Below are 18,505 nucleotides of genomic sequence, written 5' to 3'. Positions count from 1 at the left end.
ATGTTTGAGAAGGAATATGATGTTATAGTAGTGGGTGGCGGACACGCTGGAGCGGAGGCAACAGCTGCTGCGGCCAATATGGGTTCGCGTACGCTTTTGGTGACGATGAATCTTCAAACCATTGGACAGATGTCCTGCAATCCGGCTATGGGCGGAATTGCCAAAGGTCAAATTGTGCGTGAAATAGATGCGCTTGGCGGCTATAGTGGAATCATTACTGACAAGTCTGCCATACAGTTTAAAATGCTAAATAAAAGCAAGGGCCCTGCCATGTGGAGTCCTCGAGCACAGAATGACCGTATGCGGTTTGCAGAAGAATGGCGGATGGCTTTGGAGAATACGCCCAATGCAGATTTCTATCAAGAAATGGTTTCTGGATTGTTGGTGGAAGGTGATAAGGTTGTAGGTGTTAGAACAAGTTTAGGAATAGAGATTCGGTCCAAAGCAGTTGTGCTAACAAACGGCACTTTCTTAAACGGTTTAATCCACATTGGTGAAAAGCAATTTGGAGGAGGTAGGGCAGGTGAAAAGGCCGCAACAGGAATTACGGAGCAGTTGGTAGACTTTGGTTTTGACAGTGGTCGAATGAAAACAGGAACGCCTCCTAGAGTGGACGGACGTTCTTTGGATTATTCAAAAATGATACCCCAGCCTGGGGATGCAAATCCCGAAAAGTTTTCGTATTTGAATACGCCCATTTTGAATACACAGCGGGATTGTCACATGACGCATACCAGTGCTTTGGTTCACGATTTACTTCGTGAAGGTTTTGATCGCTCCCCAATGTTCAATGGTAGAATTCAAAGCATAGGACCTAGATATTGCCCATCCATCGAGGATAAAATCAATCGCTTTGCAGATAAAGATTCCCACCAAATTTTCGTAGAGCCCGAAGGATGGCATACGGTGGAAGTTTATGTGAATGGTTTCTCCACATCATTGCCGGAAGACGTGCAGTACAAGGCATTAAAATCCGTTAAAGGTTTTGAGCACGTCAAGTTCTTTAGACCGGGTTATGCCATCGAGTACGATTACTTTCCGCCAACCCAATTAAAACACACGTTGGAGACGAAGTTGCTCAACAACTTATATTTTGCAGGTCAGATTAATGGAACCACGGGCTACGAAGAAGCCGCCTCTCAAGGATTGATGGCAGGTATAAATGCCCATTTAAAGATCAACGAAAAGGACCCGTTCGTGCTACAAAGAGATGAAGCGTATATCGGAGTTTTGATTGATGATTTGATCACCAAAGGAACCGAGGAACCTTATCGAATGTTTACTTCCAGGGCAGAATATCGTACACTGTTGCGACAAGACAATGCAGACTTACGACTTACGCCCAAAGGTTATGAAATTGGATTGGCAAGGAAAGAACGGTTGGAAAGAATGGAGGAGAAGATGGCCAAATCGGAAAACTTTGTGGAGTTTTTCAAGAAGACGAGCTTTGATCCCGCGGAAATAAATCCCATTTTGGAATCTGTGGATTCTGCCACGGTACGGCAATCCGATAAGTTGTTCAAAGTGTTTTCCAGGCCAAAGGTAACCATGGACCATATGCTGCAATTGGAATCGGTTTCGGAGTTTGTTTCAGAACAAAATTTGGATTCCGAAGTGTTGGAGCAGGCCGAGATTCAGGTCAAATATTCAGGGTATATCGAAAAGGAAAAAAGCAATGCGGACAAACTGCATCGTTTGGAAAACGTGCGAATCCCCGACAATTTCGACTACAGTAAGTTAAAATCCCTTTCCTATGAAGCCAGGGAAAAATTGAAAACAATTCAGCCCGTAACCATCTCACAGGCTTCTCGCATCAGTGGTGTTTCCCCTTCGGATATTAGTGTGCTTTTGGTGTATTTGGGTAGATAAACTTCATTAGTGTTCCACGTGGAACACAAATTATACCGAGACATTTTTAACTAGTTGTGGCGCGATTTTTGAGCGCTAACTTTCTCAAGCCAGATTCAAATGAGAAAGTCATTGCTCTTAGTTTTTGTTTTGGGAATTACCATATCCTGTATTCCGCTGCGCATTGCGCCGAACATTAAGGACTATAAACTGACCAAAGGAAAACGATTTAAAAAGGGGTTGCCCAAAAAAACTGTTTTTGTTTTTGAAGACCCGAAGGAAGCGAACGAATTTTATAACTACATAAACACCAAATTTCAGCTGGACGATTATTTTGTGGATGTGGAAGTTCCTTTTCAAATTGATGGCACCAATTATTTCCTTTCTTTTTATGAAGTTGAAATCTCTACCAAAACCATTAACTTAATTCCACTTGCTATGGATGGTATTTTGAGCCAGGCCGCAGATATGGATCCCGTATTCGATGAGTTGCATACCTCGAGAATAGGAAACTGGTATATCGCCATGGAAGTATTCAATGATCAAGAACAGGATTGTTTAAGTGAAGGTTCGGTTTCAAGAGATGTAGTTTTGCCCTATCTTCGAGAGCTGAAATCCGAATACCTCGCCACGAGCAATTACAATGAAGTTGTTTTTAAAAACTAAGGACCATTCTATTTCCGGTGAATCCTTTGATTTGCTGTGGGATCCCAACCTTGATATGTTGGTGACCCAACCGGTGCCAGCGAATTTGGCCAAGTATTATGAAAGTACGGATTACATTTCCCATACGGATGCATCCAATTCTTTCATGGACAAATTATATCAGGCTGTAAAACGAAGGAATATCAAGAAAAAAATCCAACTAATTAACAATCAGACAGATAGCATTGAATCTGTGCTCGATTTTGGCGCTGGAACAGGCGATTTTTTGGCCATCGCCCAGTCTGCTGGCGTCCAAGTAGCTGGCATAGAGCCAAATAACGCTGCTAGACAGTTGGCGCAACAAAAGGGAATAGCCCTTCACGAAAATTTGGAAGCGTTGACAAGAAAAAGCTACGATGTGATTACTTTGTGGCATGTGCTGGAACACGTTCCCAATCTGGATGAGCAGATTGCACAACTGAAAGTCATGTTGAAAGATGAGGGGTGTATGGTGGTTGCTGTTCCCAATTTTAAATCCTTTGATGCTAAACATTACGGAAGTTACTGGGCAGCCTATGATGTGCCCCGACACCTTTGGCATTTTTCGCAAACCGCCATTTCCAAAATTTTTGATCATCATGGTATGGTAGTTAAAACAATCAAGCCGATGTGGTTCGATGCTTTTTATGTTTCCATGCTATCTGAAAAATACAAAGGCAACAAATGGCATTTGCCCCTTGGATTTTTGATTGGTTTGTGGTCCAATTTCAAAGCCATCTTCACCAAAGAGTTTTCATCCTTGATCTATGTGCTACAAAAGGCAAAATAACCGTTTTGCTCGCCGCAGAGGCATTTAATTAGTTGCAGCCGACCAATTCCATCTCCAAAGCAAAATCTTCGCTCTAGGCCATGTTTCTGAAGCCCATTAAAATAGATTGTGCAAATGAATTGCAACAAGGGCAATAGATTTTAACAATGGGATAAATTTCAGGCGTTTTTCATGTTCGGAAAGAATATGGTTGCCATTCCAAAAGCTTTCCTATTTTTGCGCATCTCTAAAAAGTGAAGCATGAAAAAATTAGTGGTACTTGCCATCGCGATTACAGCCATGGCATGTCAGCAGAACAAGATCGGATTTGTGGACAGCGTTAAGTTGATGGACGAATATCAAGAGAAAATTGATGTGGAGGCCCGCTTCAAGGTAAAGGCCGATGCCTTGACCAAGAAAAGGGACAGTATTTCCCAATCCTTCCAAATCGAATTACAAGCATTCCAAACCAAGGCACAAAAAATGTCGCAACAAAGCGCCCAAGAAGAATATGGGCAATTGCAGCAACGTGGCCAGTTCATTGGTCAACAATTGCAACAGGAAGAACAGCAATTGCAACAGGTGAGCCAAGTAGAAATGGATTCATTGGTGAAGAAAGTGAAAAAAGAAATCAAGGAGTACGGCAAGGCCAACGGATACACCTATATTTTGGGTGGTGGTGATGGCGGTTCTGTTTTGTACGGAGAAGAGGCCAACGATTTGACTGATGCCATTTTAAAAATCTTGAACGATAAGTACAAGAAATAAATCGATTGTTCAGCAATAAAACATTGGGCCCATTCGCAAGGATGGGCTTTTTTATTTGTGTTTGATAGCCATTAAATAAATCCAAATCACGTAAAACAATTGTAGTGGAATCCTGACCCAAAGATAAGCTATTCCTGGGCCGTCCATTTTGCCCGTTCGGTAATTGATATGCTCAAGGGCGGCCTTTATGTTGGCAGGTAATACCAGAAAAAGAAATAGGATTAATAACCAAGCGGATCCTTTTTGATATTTTGGAAATAAGAGTCCGGCCCCCAATACAATTTCCATGATGCCTGTAATACAGACCAATTCCTTTTTATATGGGATAAAGCGGGGTATCATCGCGGACATCCCATCACTAAAAGTAAAATGCCCAATGGCGGTGAAAATAAACATACAGACCAAAGAAATTCTACCCGCAAGGGCATAGTCCAAGTTTCTTTTTGCTAGTCTGATTATAATTATGGAGACAAAAAAAGAGGTTAATAGTACAAATAGCGGCTTCATTTTTTTAAACAAAGATTCGGTAAAAAGACAAGGGAGGCAATGAACCTGGGTTAACTAATTCGCCGGCGGATACGGCTGAGTGCTTGGGGTGTTACTCCGATGTATGAAGCAATATATTTTAAGGGAATTTCCCGAAGAAGCTCCGGTCGCTCTTCAAATAATTTAAGATATCGCTCTTCGGCACTGTCCTGCAGCAACGAAATCTCTCGTTTGGATTTTTTCAAATAGAGTTCTTCACTTGCCTTTCTTCCAATAAAATTTCCAATTCGCGAAGATTTGTACACTTCTTGCAAGTCGTGGTAGCTCAGTTGCCACAGCACCCCTTCCGTGAGGGCCTCCAATCTATATTCCGAAGGTTTTTGCAATAAGAACGAATCATATCCACTAACAAAGGAGCCGCCAAACACAAACCCAAAGGTTAAATCGACATTTTCCAAAGGAATATATTGCCGTATAATACCTCGTTGGACGTAGGACAAATAATTTTCAACTTGACCCACATCTAGGAGCGTTTCCTTTTTCTTAAAATCTTTTTGGCGGAGTTTGGATGAAAAAACAGTCCAATCAGAAGATGAGATTCCGTAGTGTTGTTCAAAATATATTCTGATTTCTTCCAAATTAGAACTAGGTTAACAGTTAGGTAATTGATCTTTTAAAACCAAGAAACAGTATTATTCCAAAACCGATTTCTATTGTGGACCCGGACAAAGCTGAAATGGCAGCATCTGCCTTGATAAAAAAGAGTAGAAAGGCAGCTGCACCCAAAACCCCTCCCAATAACCAATAGGTTTTGTTTCCGTATAGTGTTGCAAAAGTCAAATACCGGCCTCCAATGATCAATAACATACCTTGAAAAAACCAAGCGTGGTTCTGAAGGGAAAGCAACAACGCCAATGGAATACATAGTAGCATAAACAGGGTCCCTTCCATAGCGGATTGACCAAGAGGATTACCTTTATCATGCTGTCCTGAAAAACCAGCCAATTTGCCAACCACCATACCAAGAGGGTGAATGAGCATTCCTCCAAAGAACAAGGTCCAGACCGCCGTTTGCGATGAGACCCAAAACGCAACGATGGCGGCTACCAACCAGACCGAACCGGAAACCAATGCTCCCAACGAGCCACCTGCATAGGCCTTTTGCATGTCATTTTGGGCTTGGGTCATGGTTTCAATTTTAGTGCCTTTTTGGTCAGTGGGATTTTGGCTCATAACAGCGGTTCATTTGTGTAAATGTAGCACACCTAATTTTATTTTTGGCGGCATTTGTTTTTGGATCGGGAATTAGTACCGCACACGAATCCATTTTTCAGTGTGAAGATCTTTACACTCAAACCCGATGGTACACTTCTTCAAAAGGGATCCGCATTCGATCGCCCCAAACCCCTCCTTCGGCCCGAATGCCACAGGAAACAATCATGTTGATCTGGGCACCGTAGGGCAACTTCAAGATGCGTTTGGCCCTTCTGCTATCAAAGCCTTCCATGGGACAGGTGTCATACCCTTCAGCAGACATGGCCAACATAAAGGTTTGGGCCGCCAATGCACAGGTTTTGTGTACCACGACCTTCATGTCGCCTTCGGAAACCTGATAGGTAATGGGTCGAAAAAGCCCCACAATATTCACAATAACTTTTCGCAACAAACCTAGTATTCCAAAAAAGCGGGCATATAAAAATGGCATCACACGTCCATAATAGAGTTGCCATCTTTTTAAACGGTTTTCTTGTTTTTCCTTGGGACTGTTTTTTTGAATGTTGGCGGTCTCCAGGGCCAACATGGCCTTCTCCCTTTTGCGGTGCAGATCTTGCCGCGTTACAAAAACCACCATTTGTTGGGCCGAAGTTGCCGCTTGTTGCCCCAAACAGGCAACAGCTAGTTTTTTCAGCACATCGGGATCGGTAACATGGTAAAATTCCCAGAGTTGCATATTGGAACTGTTCGGCGCCATAGTGGCCAGTTCCAAACAACGCTTTACTTTATCTGAATCAATGGGCTCATCTTTATAAAGTCGGGTGGAGCGTCTGTGATATACGGCTTCTTCAAATGTCATGGTGAAAAGGGATTTCGTGACTAACCGATTTGGATTATCCAAAAGACGGGTGGAACCAAAATTAAAAATTTGTGGATTAGGTTCTACGGGAAAGTTTTAGTTGAAAATCCATCCCAAAAATCGGCCGAGCCAATTTTTGTTTTCCAAGTGATCCAATGTGGCAGACCCACCCCGTATCACGGAGCGTTCTCTATCTTCATCCAGTAAAAGTGCTCTTTTTGCAATTCCATCAAGGTTTTGCTTGAAAATTGTTACATCAATGGGAATGTAAGCACTGCGTTCAACATCAAAATCAGGCCTAAGGCGACCCTTTGGACCCAGATGCAAGTAATTCAAGGATTCCATATCCTTGACACGGATGGGTAGTATGGTATTCAGAGCAACCAGTAATTCGAAGGTTCTGTCAACAATTTTCGGAGGACTGCAAATGGAAAACCGTAAATAGAACTGGCAAAGCTGTTTTTCGCCGAGCGTTAAAAAACTATGGGTTTCGATAATCCCATCATCGGTAAATAATTCATGGAAGAACTCAGATGGTTCTTCATGCTCTCCCATTTTTTGTTCAACCAATTGAAGACCTAACGTGTTGAAAATGTCATTTAATTTCTGCGGCTCTATTTTTTGGTGGAGCTCAATTTTGAACAAGTACGATTCCATCCCCATAACAATAGTTTTTATGCCAAGGAAAAAACCAAGAGGTGTTTCAATGGCTGATTAGTCTAAAAGTTGAGGTTGAAAGTTGACCGTTAAGTCATCAGATACACCAAAAACACAGTGGGGATCAAATAAACCACAATGGTTCGGGCCCCGTCGTAATCTCTGGCCACCCGTTGGCCCAAAAGCAGCATCAGCAATGTTATGGCAGACAAAATGGCCCCATATTGTCCCATGGTTCCCTCATCATCAATGGCGAATTGAAAAATACCCACACCACAAAGAATACCGGAAATCATTTCCAAAACGGTGATGATGCCCAATAGCGCTGGCACTCCTCCCCTAAACAAAGATTTTGCAAAATGGCCGGTCAACCAGCTTAGGTTTCCCTTCCAGTCCAAGACCTTATCTATTCCACTTTGTAAAAAAGTAATGGTCAAAAAAACCAATAAGAGAATTTCAGTTGCGTTCGATGTCAAATTTTCCATGGTCAGTTTTTTAGTTTGGCGGCTTTGGCATGCAAGAGCCGGGTCAGTTTAATGGACAAATCCGTAAAAATGAGCTTTGAGTTTCCGTTCCGTTCCACGTGAAATATGGCCTTCTCCAATTCGGCAACAATATCCAAAATATTGTTTTCATGTACAAAGGGCGCAAACTTTTGAAGGTCAAATCCCTCCACACGTATTTTGGCATGTACCAATTCCGGGGTTTTGTAATTTAAAAGAAGCGCCTGGCGCATTATGGCCAGACAATAGTTCAAGAACTGTTTTTGCACTTCGCGACCGGTTTTCGCAACTTCATCGCTCCATAATAGTAACTCCTGAATCGCTCCTTTGTTGCCCTTGGCCTTGAATGCGCTCCTTACCCACTGTACAAACCAGCGCTCAAAAACGAGATCTTCAGAATCCTTATGTAACAGATCTAGGGCTTTGTTGAAATTGCCATTGGCTTCTTGTGAAATGCTTTGTGCTTCGGTATGGTTTGCCCCTCTGTTTACCAAAGCATCTGCAATGGCCTGCTCGGCCAAGGGGGGGAAATGTAAAATTTGGCATCGGGAGCGGATGGTGTTGATGATCTGTTCCTCTTCCTCTGCAAGCAACAACAGCACTGTTTTGGCTGGGGGTTCCTCGATCAATTTCAATAATTTGTTGGCGGCGGATATGTTCATTTTTTCGGCCATCCAAATAATCAGCACCTTGTAGCCGCCTTCGTAAGATTTAAGGGCAAGCTTTTTGACCACATCCTGGGCCTCATCCACCCCAATTTGCCCCTGTTTTTTTTCAATGCCGATATGTCGGTACCAGTCGAAAAGGTTACCGTAAGGCTGCTCCTTTACAAACTGACGCCATTCCTCCAAATAATGGTCGCTTACTGCGTGCGATTTAACCTTGTCAGAATTGGAAACGGGAAAGGCAAAATGAAGATCTGGATGCGTTAAGGTATGGCACTTTGCATTGCAGGCACTGTTGGCACCCTCGTTTTCTCCACCGCTGTTTCCGCACAAAAGGTACTGTGCATAGGCCAAGGCCATGGGCAAAACGCCGGAGCCTTCGGGCCCCACAAAAAGCTGTGCGTGCGCAACCCTTCCAGTATCGGCAGTCGTCACCAAATGGTTTTTGATATGCTCGAGGCCTAAAACGTTTTTGAAAAGCATAAACCAAAGATACAGTTTAAGTTCTTTGCCATTTTCAAGTATTTTGTTGGAACTCTAAAAATTCAACACCCACGGGTCCTCCAACCAGCAGGAAATCTTTACTTTTGAAACGCTCAAAAAGAACACAAAGCATGAAGACGATAGACGATTTTAATTTTGAAGGAAAAAAGGCATTGATCCGTGTAGATTTCAATGTACCCTTGGATGCCAATTTCAATGTAACGGATACCAGTAGGATAGACGCGGCCAAACCAACCATTCTTAAAGTTTTGGAAGATGGAGGTTCCGCCGTATTGATGAGTCATTTGGGCAGGCCAAAAGGAAAAGCCAACCCCGACATGTCGCTTTCCCATATATGTGAAACAGTTTCCGAAATTATTGGGGTGCAGGTAAAATTCGCGGAGAATTGTGTGGGCAAAGTTGCCGAGGATGCCGCTGCCAATCTTCAAGACGGTGAGGTGCTTTTGTTGGAAAACCTTCGTTTTCATAATGAAGAAGAAGCTGGGGATGAGGCCTTCGCCGAAGCCCTGTCCAAACTGGGTGATATTTATGTGAACGATGCCTTTGGCACCGCGCACCGCGCACATGCCTCCACGACCATTGTAGCTAAGTTCTTCCCCAATCATAAATGTTTTGGATACTTATTGGCCAAGGAAATAAAGGCCATAGATAAAGTAATGGCCACTGGAGAAAAGCCTGTGACCGCCATTTTGGGAGGTGCGAAGGTGTCTTCCAAAATAACCATTATCGAAAATATTTTGGACAAGGTGGACAACCTCATCATTGGTGGGGGTATGACTTACACCTTTGTGAAGGCCCAAGGCGGAAAGGTCGGTGATTCCATTTGCGAGGACGATAAAATGGAGTTGGCGCTGGAGATTCTAAAACAGGCCAAAGCCAAAAATGTAAAAGTATATTTGCCCGTGGATGTATTGGCCGCGGATGCCTTTGACAACAATGCCAATACCCAATTTGTGGACGTGGACAAGATTCCCGATGGTTGGCAAGGCTTGGATACCGGGCCCAAGAGCTTGGAAATCTTCAAGCAGGTGATCTTGGCTTCCAAGACCATTCTTTGGAACGGACCTGTGGGCGTATTCGAAATGGAAAACTTCGCCAAGGGAACCATTGCCATTGGCAACTACATTGATGAAGCCACCGAAGGAGGTGCGTTTTCACTTGTGGGCGGTGGTGATTCAGTTGCCGCAGTAAAACAATTTGGCTTCGAGGACAAAGTGAGTTATGTGTCCACAGGAGGAGGTGCCATGTTGGAAAGCCTTGAAGGTAGAACCCTGCCTGGAATTGCCGCAATATTGGACTAACTCCCACGTTATGAGATAGTGGGAACGGAGTTGATAGTATGGTGTTTTTGTTAATGAATTTCTTTTTTTCAGAAAAAAACACCATTTTCGTTGACCCCGAAAATCAAACCTTGTCCAAATGAGCCAAAAATTGAAATTAGTTGTTTGCGCAGCGCTACTTTCGGCGACACATTTTGTGGTAGCCCAGCAAGAAGTCTCCCGCCCTGCAAATGGGCAAGATTCCACTTCGCTTGCCAAAGGCGAAGCAACCAAGATCCAACTCTCCAATGCCAAGATAGATGGTGAACCCATTGCCATGGAGGCCAATACAAACGGAAATTTTGAGTTGGCAGATTTGGAAGAGGCCCGAAGGTACGACAGCCTTTGGCTGAAGGAATTGCACAGCAACGCCGAACTTTTCAGTGATATGGTACTGGAAATCCAAAGGGACACAGCAAACGATTCCATTTTTGAAATTGACCTGCCCACAGATACCTTGAAGGCACGTTTGGCCCGCATGAACGAAAAAACACCGTTCAACATTACCTATAACCCCTCCTTGGAGAGTGTGATCAAATCCTTTTTGACCCGTAGAAGGGACTTGATGCAACGGATGATCACTTCGAGCCAGTTTTATTTCCCACTTTTTGAGCAGGAACTGGACAACCAAAATATTCCTTTGGAAATCAAATATTTGGCCATTGTAGAATCTGCACTTAACCCCAAGGCACGATCCCGGGTTGGAGCCAAGGGTTTATGGCAGTTTATGTACAGCACCGGAAAAATGTACGGGCTGGATGTGAGCAGCTATGTGGATGAACGCCACGATCCCATTATGGCCACCAAAGCGGCAAGCAAGTATTTGGCAAAACTGTATGAGATTTTCAATGATTGGGATTTGGCACTGGCCGCCTACAACTCAGGTCCTGGTAATGTGAACAAGGCCATTCGAAGGTCTGGGGGTTATGAGAATTATTGGAACATTCGTCCTTTTCTTCCACGTGAAACCGCAGGCTACCTTCCCGCATTTTTGGCCACCATGTATATTTTTGAATATGCTGAGGAACATGGTCTTCAGTATAAAAAAGCAGACCGGCCCTATTTTGAGACCGATACAGTTCACGTGAAACACCTGATCACCTTCGACCAAATTTCAAAACTGGTGGACATTAGCACGGAAGAGTTGGAAATGCTGAACCCGGCATACAAACTCAACATCATTCCAAAAGTAAAGGGTAAAGACTATGCCCTTCGTTTGCCAAAATCCAAAATTGGAAAGTTCGTTTCAAACGAGGAGCAGATCTATGCCTATGTAAAAAAGGAACTCGACTCCGTCGAAAAACCGTTGCCACAAATGATCGCGGCCAACGACCAGGTACGTTACAAAGTGAAAAGTGGCGATTATTTGGGTAAGATTGCCGAACGCTACGGCGTTGGAGTAAGTGAGATCAAACGGTGGAACGGATTGCGCAGCAATAACCTAAGAATTGGACAACGCCTTACCATTTTCCCGAGAAAGCCGTATATCGCGAGCAATAGCACCAAAAGTTCGTCCAATTCAAGTACAGCTGTCAACGGAACCAAAGTACATACGGTGCAACAAGGGGACTCTTTATGGACCATTTCCAAAAAATATCCGGGAGTTTCTGTAGAAAATTTACGAGAATGGAACGGTCTTAGTGGGAATAATCTAAAACCGGGCACAAAACTCAAATTGTGCGATTGTTCTTCGTAAATTTAACACAAGATGAAAAAAATTAGAACACTATTCGTAGCTACGTTACTTGTGGCAGTATTCGCCTGTAACGACTCAGGAAAACAAAAACGTTTTTTACCGCCTTCCACCGGACCCGTAAATTCCTTGATGGTTGTGATGGATACCGAACTTTGGAAAGGCCCGGTCGGGGACAAAATTCGGGACGAATTCGCGGCCCAGATCATTGGGTTGCCCCAAATTGAACCGCTGTTCAGCATTACCCAACTTCCCCCAAAGGTTTTTAAGGGCACCACCACCTATTCCAGATCCATTTTGTATGTGGAAAGAGATTCGACCATTTTGGCGCACATCAAGTCCAATGCCTATTCCCAACCTCAAAAAGTGGCTGTTATTACCGGTCCGACCGATGAGATCATGATCCATAAACTGGATTCCTTGGCACCCATTGCCATCAAGGAATTCAAAGATGTCGAGATTGCCGAGTCACAACGTCGATTTGAACGTTCATTGAGCAAGGATAAAGCCATGGAAGAAGAATTTGGGATTCGTTTAAAGGTTCCCTCCCTATACAAAGTTGGCAAGCACGAGAAGAATTTTGTTTGGATGGACATTCAGATTCCAAAAGGCACCATGAACATTATTGCCTATGAAATGCCCTGGGACAGCTTTACAAACGATTCGACCTTTGTACAGGATATTGTGCGGATGCGTGACTCCATTGGCGAGAAATACATTCCTGGACCTTATGAAAACACCTATATGATCACTGAAAAGGCATTTTCACCCTATGTGTTCCCGGCAGAAATTGGCGGCAAAAAGGCAGCTGAGGTAAAGGGAGTTTGGGAAATCCATGGCTATCCTATGGCAGGGCCGTTCCTTACCTATATCATCAACGATAAGGAGAACAATAGAAGATTGATTTTGGAAGGCTTTACTTTTGCCCCATCAACCGAAAAAAGGGACTATATGTTCGAATTGGAAGCAATTTTAAAGACTGTGGATTTCAATCCTGCTCCTTCGGCAGATTAGTGCATACCAACCGTTATAAAATCAAAAAGGCCCGGCAATTGTCGGGCTTTTCTGTTCTTTAAATGCTTAGGTCGGTCGGTTTATTAGTCAAATGCGAAGCCTGTAGCTATACGGTATACAAATGCATACAGCACAATAAAAAACATAACGAAGCTAAACCAGGCAAAAAATTTGAAATAGCGTTCTATTATAATATGCCCCAAGTTTCTGAAGGCTTCCAAATAAATTTCTTTAACGAGTAGTACTTTTTTCATAAGTCAGATTTTAAGATTTAAAGACATGACAAAGTTTTGCTTTTGAAAGGGGAGGCTGAAAATATCGGGTCAAAACGCAATAAAAAAGGGTCGAAAATCATAGTGGGTTTCAAAAAACCCATCAGCATATTCGTTTTATCGACGAAATGCAAACCGCGAAAGAGCCGTTCGACGAAGGGTACGATCGATAAAGTGCAAAATGAGGGCTAAAAACAACAAAAATGCCCCGAACGTGGGGCATTTGATTTTATTGTTCAACGATAATAAATTCGGATCGGCGGTTTAAACGGTGCTTGTCCGGGGGGCATTTGTTGCCATCGGAGCAATTGTTGAGCAAGCGTTCCTCACCATAACCAATGGCGCTCAGTATCCGTGCTGGGTCTATGCCACGTGACACTACATAATCCCGGGTTGCCTTTGCCCGTTTATCGGATAGGTATTTGTTGTATACATGGGAGCCCCTAGAATCGGTGTGCGAAGCTATCTTCAGTTCGAGTGTTTCATTTTCCTTTAAGATGGCCACGAGTTTGTCCAGTTCCTGGGCAGCTTCCAGTTTAATTTGATAGCTATCGAAATCGAAATACACATTATTCGGCTCAAAGTTTTTGGAAGGCTCAAGAATCTCATCGTTGGTTTTGAGCTGTTTTAAATATTGGGTGATTTCAATTCCCTTGTTGTCTTTGGTGTTGGTTAGGGCCTTATCTTCCAAATAACCTTCTTTTTCCGTTTGAACGGTGTATTCGGTAGTGGACTCCAAATTTTTAAATGTATAGCGTCCCTCGGCGTTTGTTGTGGTCTCTGCCAGCAATTCACCGTCTTTGGTCAGCAAGGCAACCTTGGCTCCTTCGAGTAAATCCCCAGTTGAAGCATCTTCCACAATTCCGGAAATGGTGTTTAGGTTGAAGGTATATAGGAAAGAGTAGATATCATCATCGCCCTTTCCACCTAGTCGGTTGGAGGCAAAATAGCCTTTTTGTCCAGTTGAATCAACGATATAAGAGAAATCGTCCCTACTACTGTTAATGGGTTCGCCCATATTTACCCCCACACTAAAATACCCATTGGCATAATCTGATTTGAACACGTCCAGACCACCAAAACCCATGGATCGGTTGGAGGAAAAATAAAGGGCATTGTCGGTGATGTACGGGAACATTTCCTTGGCGCTGGTGTTTACCGTGCGCCCCAGGTTCTTCGGTTCTGAAAATTGACCGTTGCCAAGTATATCCACCACATAGATATCGGTTCCACCATACCCTCCAGGTCTGTCGGAAACAAAATACATTTGTTTGCCATCCGGACTTATGGTAGGGTGCCCCGTGGAATAATCGTCGCTATTGAAAGGAAGTTCCTCTGCTTCGGACCATTCCCCATTTACAAACGTCGATTGATAGATTTTAAGGTGGTTGATACCATTTTTGCCCCTTTTCAACTTTTTACCAAAGTTGTTTCGCGTAAAATAAATGGTTTTTTGGTCCGAAGAAAAGGCCATGGAAGCTTCATGGTACTTCGAGTTGATGTTTTTCGAGAATTTTTTTGCCCCCATTAGATCACCTTCTTCATTTTTTGCCTTGGCCACGTACAGGTCCAAAAACGGTTGATTGGTCCAACGGTAGCGCCTTGTTGTATATATGGAAGAGTCCTTGGCAGAAGCGAATACCACTTCCGATTCGTTGTGGAACATGGGTGAAAAATCGGAATAAATGGAATTGATGGCCAAATTTTTGATCTTGACTGAGGAGGCACCTTTCCAAGTAACTGGCTTAACGTTCTCCAGTTCATTGAGGGGCTCGTTTCTTTTTTGTCTAAAAATCTGGGTTATGGCCGCGGCCCGACTGTATTTGCCTGTGCCCTTTAGGGTTTGGGTATACTTAAAAAAAGTATCTTCGGGAATCTCATCCGTGTATTTTTGGTACAGTTCGTTGTACCATTGGTACGATTTTTCAATGTTTCCACTATAATAATGTGAATCACCTGCCCGGGAGAGCAGTTTAAGGGAATGGGCCACTTCACTTTTTTCAAGAACAATGTCATAGATTCTTGCGGCTTCGGCATACCACATCAAATCGAAATACTCGTCGCCTTTCTCAACCAATTTTTCGGCCACCCCATTTTCGCGCACATATTTCGTCAATTTTCTGTCGCTCATCCGATCCAGCGATTTGGTAAAATCGGGCTCGGGCAGTCTTTTGGGATTGCCATAGGCGACTTCTCCCGTATTGCTTTCATTATACTGCAACAAGCTAACCTCTTGGGCGTGTACCCCAAGGGAGACAAAGAAAAGAATAAGCAAGATCAGTTTTCTCATTACCACTCCATCTGCACAAACCACCTTAATTGATGGTTTGGAGGTTAAGCAAAGGTGGCTTAACGTTTAGTTTGAACCGCTAAAATAGGATAAGGTAAAGGGGAGATTAACTTTTTGTTGTGAAAGAATGAATTTAAGGCATGAACACGCCAAAAATGTTGTTCTTCATCGATTAACCCTTTAAATATAGGGCCTAAAAGGGGATATAATTAAGGAAAAAAAGTCCAATTACTTGGATTCCTTGTGGTCGCTCTCCAATTTTTCCTCTTCTTTGGAGGCATCCTTGAATTCTTTGATGCCGCTTCCCAGACCTCTCATCAACTCAGGAATCTTTTTGCCCCCGAACAACAATAGCACAACAACAACGATCAATACGATTTGCCATGGTCCGAGCATTCCTAGAAAAATATTTTGAGCAATCATAATTTGAAAACTTTAAATTGAAGGATAAAAGTACTAAAAAGAACGGTACCACCATATCGGATTAACGAAAATTAGCAATAATGGACGACCGTTGATAATGCAAATAAAAGTGCTTTTTAAAAAGCTTAACAACAATATTAAAATCTAAGATTATCTTTGTTGACTATGGCAAAGGACAAAAAGAAAAGAAAGGAGATCAAACGCAAGCTGTTGCACAAGTATCGCTTGGTGATCCTTAACGAAAGCACCTTTGAGGAAAAGATATCCTTTAAGTTGAGTAGGATGAACGTCTTTGTCACCGGCACCTTGTTCATTATTGTGTTGATTGGTGTTACCACCCTCATCATTGCCTTTACACCGCTAAGGGAATACATTCCAGGCTATTCTTCCACAAAATTGAAACGGCAGGCCACGGAACTTACCTATAAAACGGATTCTTTGGTCACTGTTTTAAACTATACCAATCGGTATTTGGATAATGTGAGGAAAGTGCTCCGGGGCGATATAGAAAACAATCAAGAAAACAGGGATTCCTTGTTTGAAAAGTACAAGCTGGATCCTGCTTCAGTGGACCTATCACCGATTCGGGAAGATCTATTGCTTCGTGAAGAAGTGGAGTTGGAGGACAAATACAACCTGTTCGAGCGGAATATTGAAAATTTGGGCACCCTTATGTTTGCCCCTGTGGATGGGACACTTTCCCAGGCGTATGATGCAAAGAGCAAGCATTTTGCAGTAGATCTTGTAGCGGCAAAGGATGCCCCTGTTAAATCCATTGCCGACGGTACGGTACTCTTTGCGGAATGGACCTCCAATACCGGTTATGTGATCATCATTGAACACCAGGATGGTTTTACCTCGGCATATAAACACAATGGTTCCGTGAGCAAGGCACAAGGAGATTTGGTAAAGGCGGGTGAGGTGATTGCCACAGTAGGTAATACCGGCGAACTTACCACAGGTCCCCATTTACACTTTGAACTCTGGCGGAAGGGAAAACCGGTTGATCCACAGAACTATATCGACTTCAACTAAATGTCATTAAAAGCATTTGCAGCAAGGATATTTGCGAAAAGAATTGCCCAAAAGACCAAAAAATGGGTGGCACGCCCCCATGAAACACAGGAGCGTGTTTTTCAATATTTGGTTGCCAGCGCAAAACTCACCCAATTTGGACAGGATCATGGGTTTGCGGAAATCCACACCTATGCTGATTTTTCGCAAAAGGTGCCAGTTCGGGACTATGAGGAATTGAAAGGGTACATCGGAAGCATTATTGAAGGCGTTGAAGATGTGCTTTGGCCCGGAAAGCCCATCTATTTTGCAAAGACATCGGGAACTACTTCGGGCGCCAAGTATATTCCCATTACCAAGGAATCCATCAAACATCAGGTAGAGGCCTCCCGAAATGCCATTCTCAATTACATTCACGAAACCGGAAACGCGGATTTTGTGGATGGCAAAATGATTTTTTTGCAAGGCAGTCCCATTCTCGAAGAAAAAGGAGGCATCAAATTGGGCCGTTTATCCGGAATCTCGGCCCATTATGTTCCCAATTATCTTCAAAAGAACCGATTGCCCAGTTGGGAAACCAATTGTATTGAGGATTGGGAAACCAAAGTGGACAAGATTGTGGAGGAAACCGAAAAGGAAAACATGACCGTTATCGCAGGTATTCCTTCATGGGTGCAGATGTATTTTGAGAAACTGAATGCCAAAACCGGTAAGAAAGTTGGCGAGCTTTTCAAGGAATTCCAACTCTTTATCTATGGGGGAGTCAATTATGAACCGTATCGCGCCAAATTCGAAAACCTTATTGGCAGAAAAGTGGACAGTATTGAACTTTTTCCAGCGAGTGAAGGCTTTTTTGCTTATCAAAATTCCCAAAAGGAAAAGGGAATGTTGCTGTTATTGGATGCTGGCATCTTTTACGAGTTTATAAAAGCAGATGAATTTTTTGATGAAAATCCCAAGCGTTTAACCATTTCCGAAGTAGAATTGGATGTGGACTACGCCATGATCATATCCACCAACGCAGGGTTATGGGCCTACAATATTGGAGATACCATTCGGTTTATTTCTAAAAAGCCTTATAAAATTATAGTTTCCGGAAGGATAAAGCATTTTATCTCGGCCTTTGGTGAGCATGTGATTGCAAAAGAGGTGGAGGAAGCCCTCCAGTTGGCGGTGGAAGGCACCGATGCCATGGTGAACGAGTTTACGGTGGCCCCCCAGACCAATCCTGAAAAAGGGCAATTGCCTTACCACGAATGGTTTATTGAGTTTGAAAGGCAACCGTCCGACATGGTTAAGTTTACTACAATAATCGAGGAACACATGAAAAAGCAGAACAGCTATTATTTGGATTTGATAGCCGGTAATATTCTGCAACCTTTGAAGATTTCTACAATCAAACCCAATGGCTTTCAAGAATATATGAAGACCATCGGAAAATTGGGAGGACAAAATAAGGTACAACGGCTTTCCAACGACCGTAAAGTGGCTGATGGTCTAGAGCCCTTCAAAATTAGTTGAC

Annotated in this window: 19 protein-coding genes; 10 read left to right on the top strand and 9 right to left on the bottom strand. The window is 43.2% G+C overall.

Going from position 1 to position 18,505, the window contains the following annotated elements; all coding sequences use genetic code 11:
- The 5 genes from mnmG (at position 1) to EO131_RS17180 (ending at position 4,499) form a co-directional block, all read left to right on the top strand.
- A complete protein-coding gene (gene mnmG / locus EO131_RS13795; protein ID WP_127023354.1) occupies positions 1-1,869 on the top strand; it encodes a tRNA uridine-5-carboxymethylaminomethyl(34) synthesis enzyme MnmG in 1,869 nt (622 codons plus the stop codon).
- Positions 1,870-1,968: 99 nt separating this feature from the next.
- On the top strand, positions 1,969-2,514 hold the full coding sequence (locus EO131_RS13790; RefSeq protein WP_127023351.1) for a hypothetical protein: 546 nt from the start codon (positions 1,969-1,971) through the stop codon (positions 2,512-2,514).
- A complete protein-coding gene (locus tag EO131_RS13785) occupies positions 2,492-3,322 on the top strand; it encodes a class I SAM-dependent methyltransferase (RefSeq protein ID WP_127023348.1) in 831 nt (276 codons plus the stop codon). The genes EO131_RS13790 and EO131_RS13785 overlap by 23 nt, the downstream gene beginning before the upstream one ends.
- 240 nt (positions 3,323-3,562) lie before the next feature.
- Positions 3,563-4,069 (top strand): OmpH/Skp family outer membrane protein, encoded by a 507-nt coding sequence (locus tag EO131_RS13780; protein ID WP_127023345.1) that lies wholly within the window; start codon positions 3,563-3,565, stop codon positions 4,067-4,069.
- A 286-nt stretch (positions 4,070-4,355) separates the two neighbouring features.
- On the top strand, positions 4,356-4,499 hold the full coding sequence (locus EO131_RS17180) for a hypothetical protein (protein WP_164731697.1): 144 nt from the start codon (positions 4,356-4,358) through the stop codon (positions 4,497-4,499).
- Positions 4,500-4,626: 127 nt separating this feature from the next.
- On the opposite strand, the gene EO131_RS13770 is transcribed toward EO131_RS17180, so the two are convergent.
- The 6 genes from EO131_RS13770 to EO131_RS13745 form a co-directional block, all read right to left on the bottom strand.
- A complete protein-coding gene (locus EO131_RS13770) occupies positions 4,627-5,193 on the bottom strand; it encodes a Crp/Fnr family transcriptional regulator (RefSeq protein ID WP_127023339.1) in 567 nt (188 codons plus the stop codon).
- Between the two features lie 19 nt (positions 5,194-5,212).
- The gene (locus EO131_RS13765) at positions 5,213-5,788 is read right to left on the bottom strand and encodes a DUF7010 family protein (RefSeq protein WP_241243856.1); all 576 of its coding nucleotides are present in this window, start codon (positions 5,786-5,788) and stop codon (positions 5,213-5,215) included.
- A gap of 118 nt (positions 5,789-5,906) precedes the next feature.
- On the bottom strand, positions 5,907-6,629 hold the full coding sequence (locus EO131_RS13760) for a nitroreductase family protein (protein ID WP_127023336.1): 723 nt from the start codon (positions 6,627-6,629) through the stop codon (positions 5,907-5,909).
- 96 nt (positions 6,630-6,725) lie between these two features.
- Positions 6,726-7,292: a hypothetical protein gene (locus EO131_RS13755; protein WP_127023333.1), complete on the bottom strand. Its 567-nt coding sequence runs from the start codon at positions 7,290-7,292 to the stop codon at positions 6,726-6,728.
- Positions 7,293-7,375: 83 nt separating this feature from the next.
- Complete coding sequence (locus EO131_RS13750; RefSeq protein WP_127023331.1) at positions 7,376-7,771, bottom strand: DoxX family protein; 396 nt, start codon at positions 7,769-7,771, stop codon at positions 7,376-7,378.
- A gap of 2 nt (positions 7,772-7,773) precedes the next feature.
- Positions 7,774-8,937, bottom strand: a complete 1,164-nt coding sequence (locus tag EO131_RS13745; RefSeq protein WP_127023328.1) for a DNA polymerase III subunit — start codon at positions 8,935-8,937, stop codon at positions 7,774-7,776.
- 131 nt (positions 8,938-9,068) lie between these two features.
- On the opposite strand from EO131_RS13745, the gene EO131_RS13740 reads away from it, so the two are divergent.
- From EO131_RS13740 to EO131_RS13730, 3 genes are all read left to right on the top strand, one after another.
- Positions 9,069-10,259 (top strand): phosphoglycerate kinase, encoded by a 1,191-nt coding sequence (locus EO131_RS13740; RefSeq protein WP_127023325.1) that lies wholly within the window; start codon positions 9,069-9,071, stop codon positions 10,257-10,259.
- A gap of 118 nt (positions 10,260-10,377) precedes the next feature.
- Entirely contained in the window at positions 10,378-11,973 is a 1,596-nt protein-coding gene (locus EO131_RS13735) for a LysM peptidoglycan-binding domain-containing protein (protein ID WP_127023322.1), read from the top strand.
- 12 nt (positions 11,974-11,985) lie between these two features.
- Positions 11,986-12,984: a DUF4837 family protein gene (locus tag EO131_RS13730; protein ID WP_127023319.1), complete on the top strand. Its 999-nt coding sequence runs from the start codon at positions 11,986-11,988 to the stop codon at positions 12,982-12,984.
- 83 nt (positions 12,985-13,067) lie between these two features.
- Here the strand turns inward: EO131_RS13730 and EO131_RS17175 are convergent, their stop codons facing one another.
- The 3 genes from EO131_RS17175 to tatA form a co-directional block, all read right to left on the bottom strand.
- Positions 13,068-13,238: a DUF6747 family protein gene (locus EO131_RS17175; protein WP_164731696.1), complete on the bottom strand. Its 171-nt coding sequence runs from the start codon at positions 13,236-13,238 to the stop codon at positions 13,068-13,070.
- 247 nt (positions 13,239-13,485) lie between these two features.
- Positions 13,486-15,546, bottom strand: a complete 2,061-nt coding sequence (locus EO131_RS13725; protein WP_127023316.1) for an OmpA family protein — start codon at positions 15,544-15,546, stop codon at positions 13,486-13,488.
- 228 nt (positions 15,547-15,774) lie between these two features.
- A complete protein-coding gene (tatA, locus tag EO131_RS13720; RefSeq protein ID WP_127023313.1) occupies positions 15,775-15,969 on the bottom strand; it encodes a twin-arginine translocase TatA/TatE family subunit in 195 nt (64 codons plus the stop codon).
- Positions 15,970-16,134: 165 nt separating this feature from the next.
- Here tatA and EO131_RS13715 point away from each other — a divergent pair, with 165 nt between their 5' ends.
- Both EO131_RS13715 and EO131_RS13710 read left to right on the top strand, forming a co-directional pair.
- The gene (locus EO131_RS13715; protein WP_127023309.1) at positions 16,135-17,004 is read left to right on the top strand and encodes a M23 family metallopeptidase; all 870 of its coding nucleotides are present in this window, start codon (positions 16,135-16,137) and stop codon (positions 17,002-17,004) included.
- Positions 17,005-18,504 (top strand): GH3 auxin-responsive promoter family protein, encoded by a 1,500-nt coding sequence (locus EO131_RS13710; RefSeq protein WP_127023306.1) that lies wholly within the window; start codon positions 17,005-17,007, stop codon positions 18,502-18,504.
- Position 18,505: the final 1 nt, after the last annotated feature.

It is taken from the genome of Flagellimonas beolgyonensis, assembly GCF_003992615.1.
GTDB classification, from domain to species: domain Bacteria; phylum Bacteroidota; class Bacteroidia; order Flavobacteriales; family Flavobacteriaceae; genus Flagellimonas; species Flagellimonas beolgyonensis.
The sequence above is the reverse complement of the archived record's forward strand: the minus strand, read 5'-3'. Positions and strand labels throughout refer to the sequence as shown.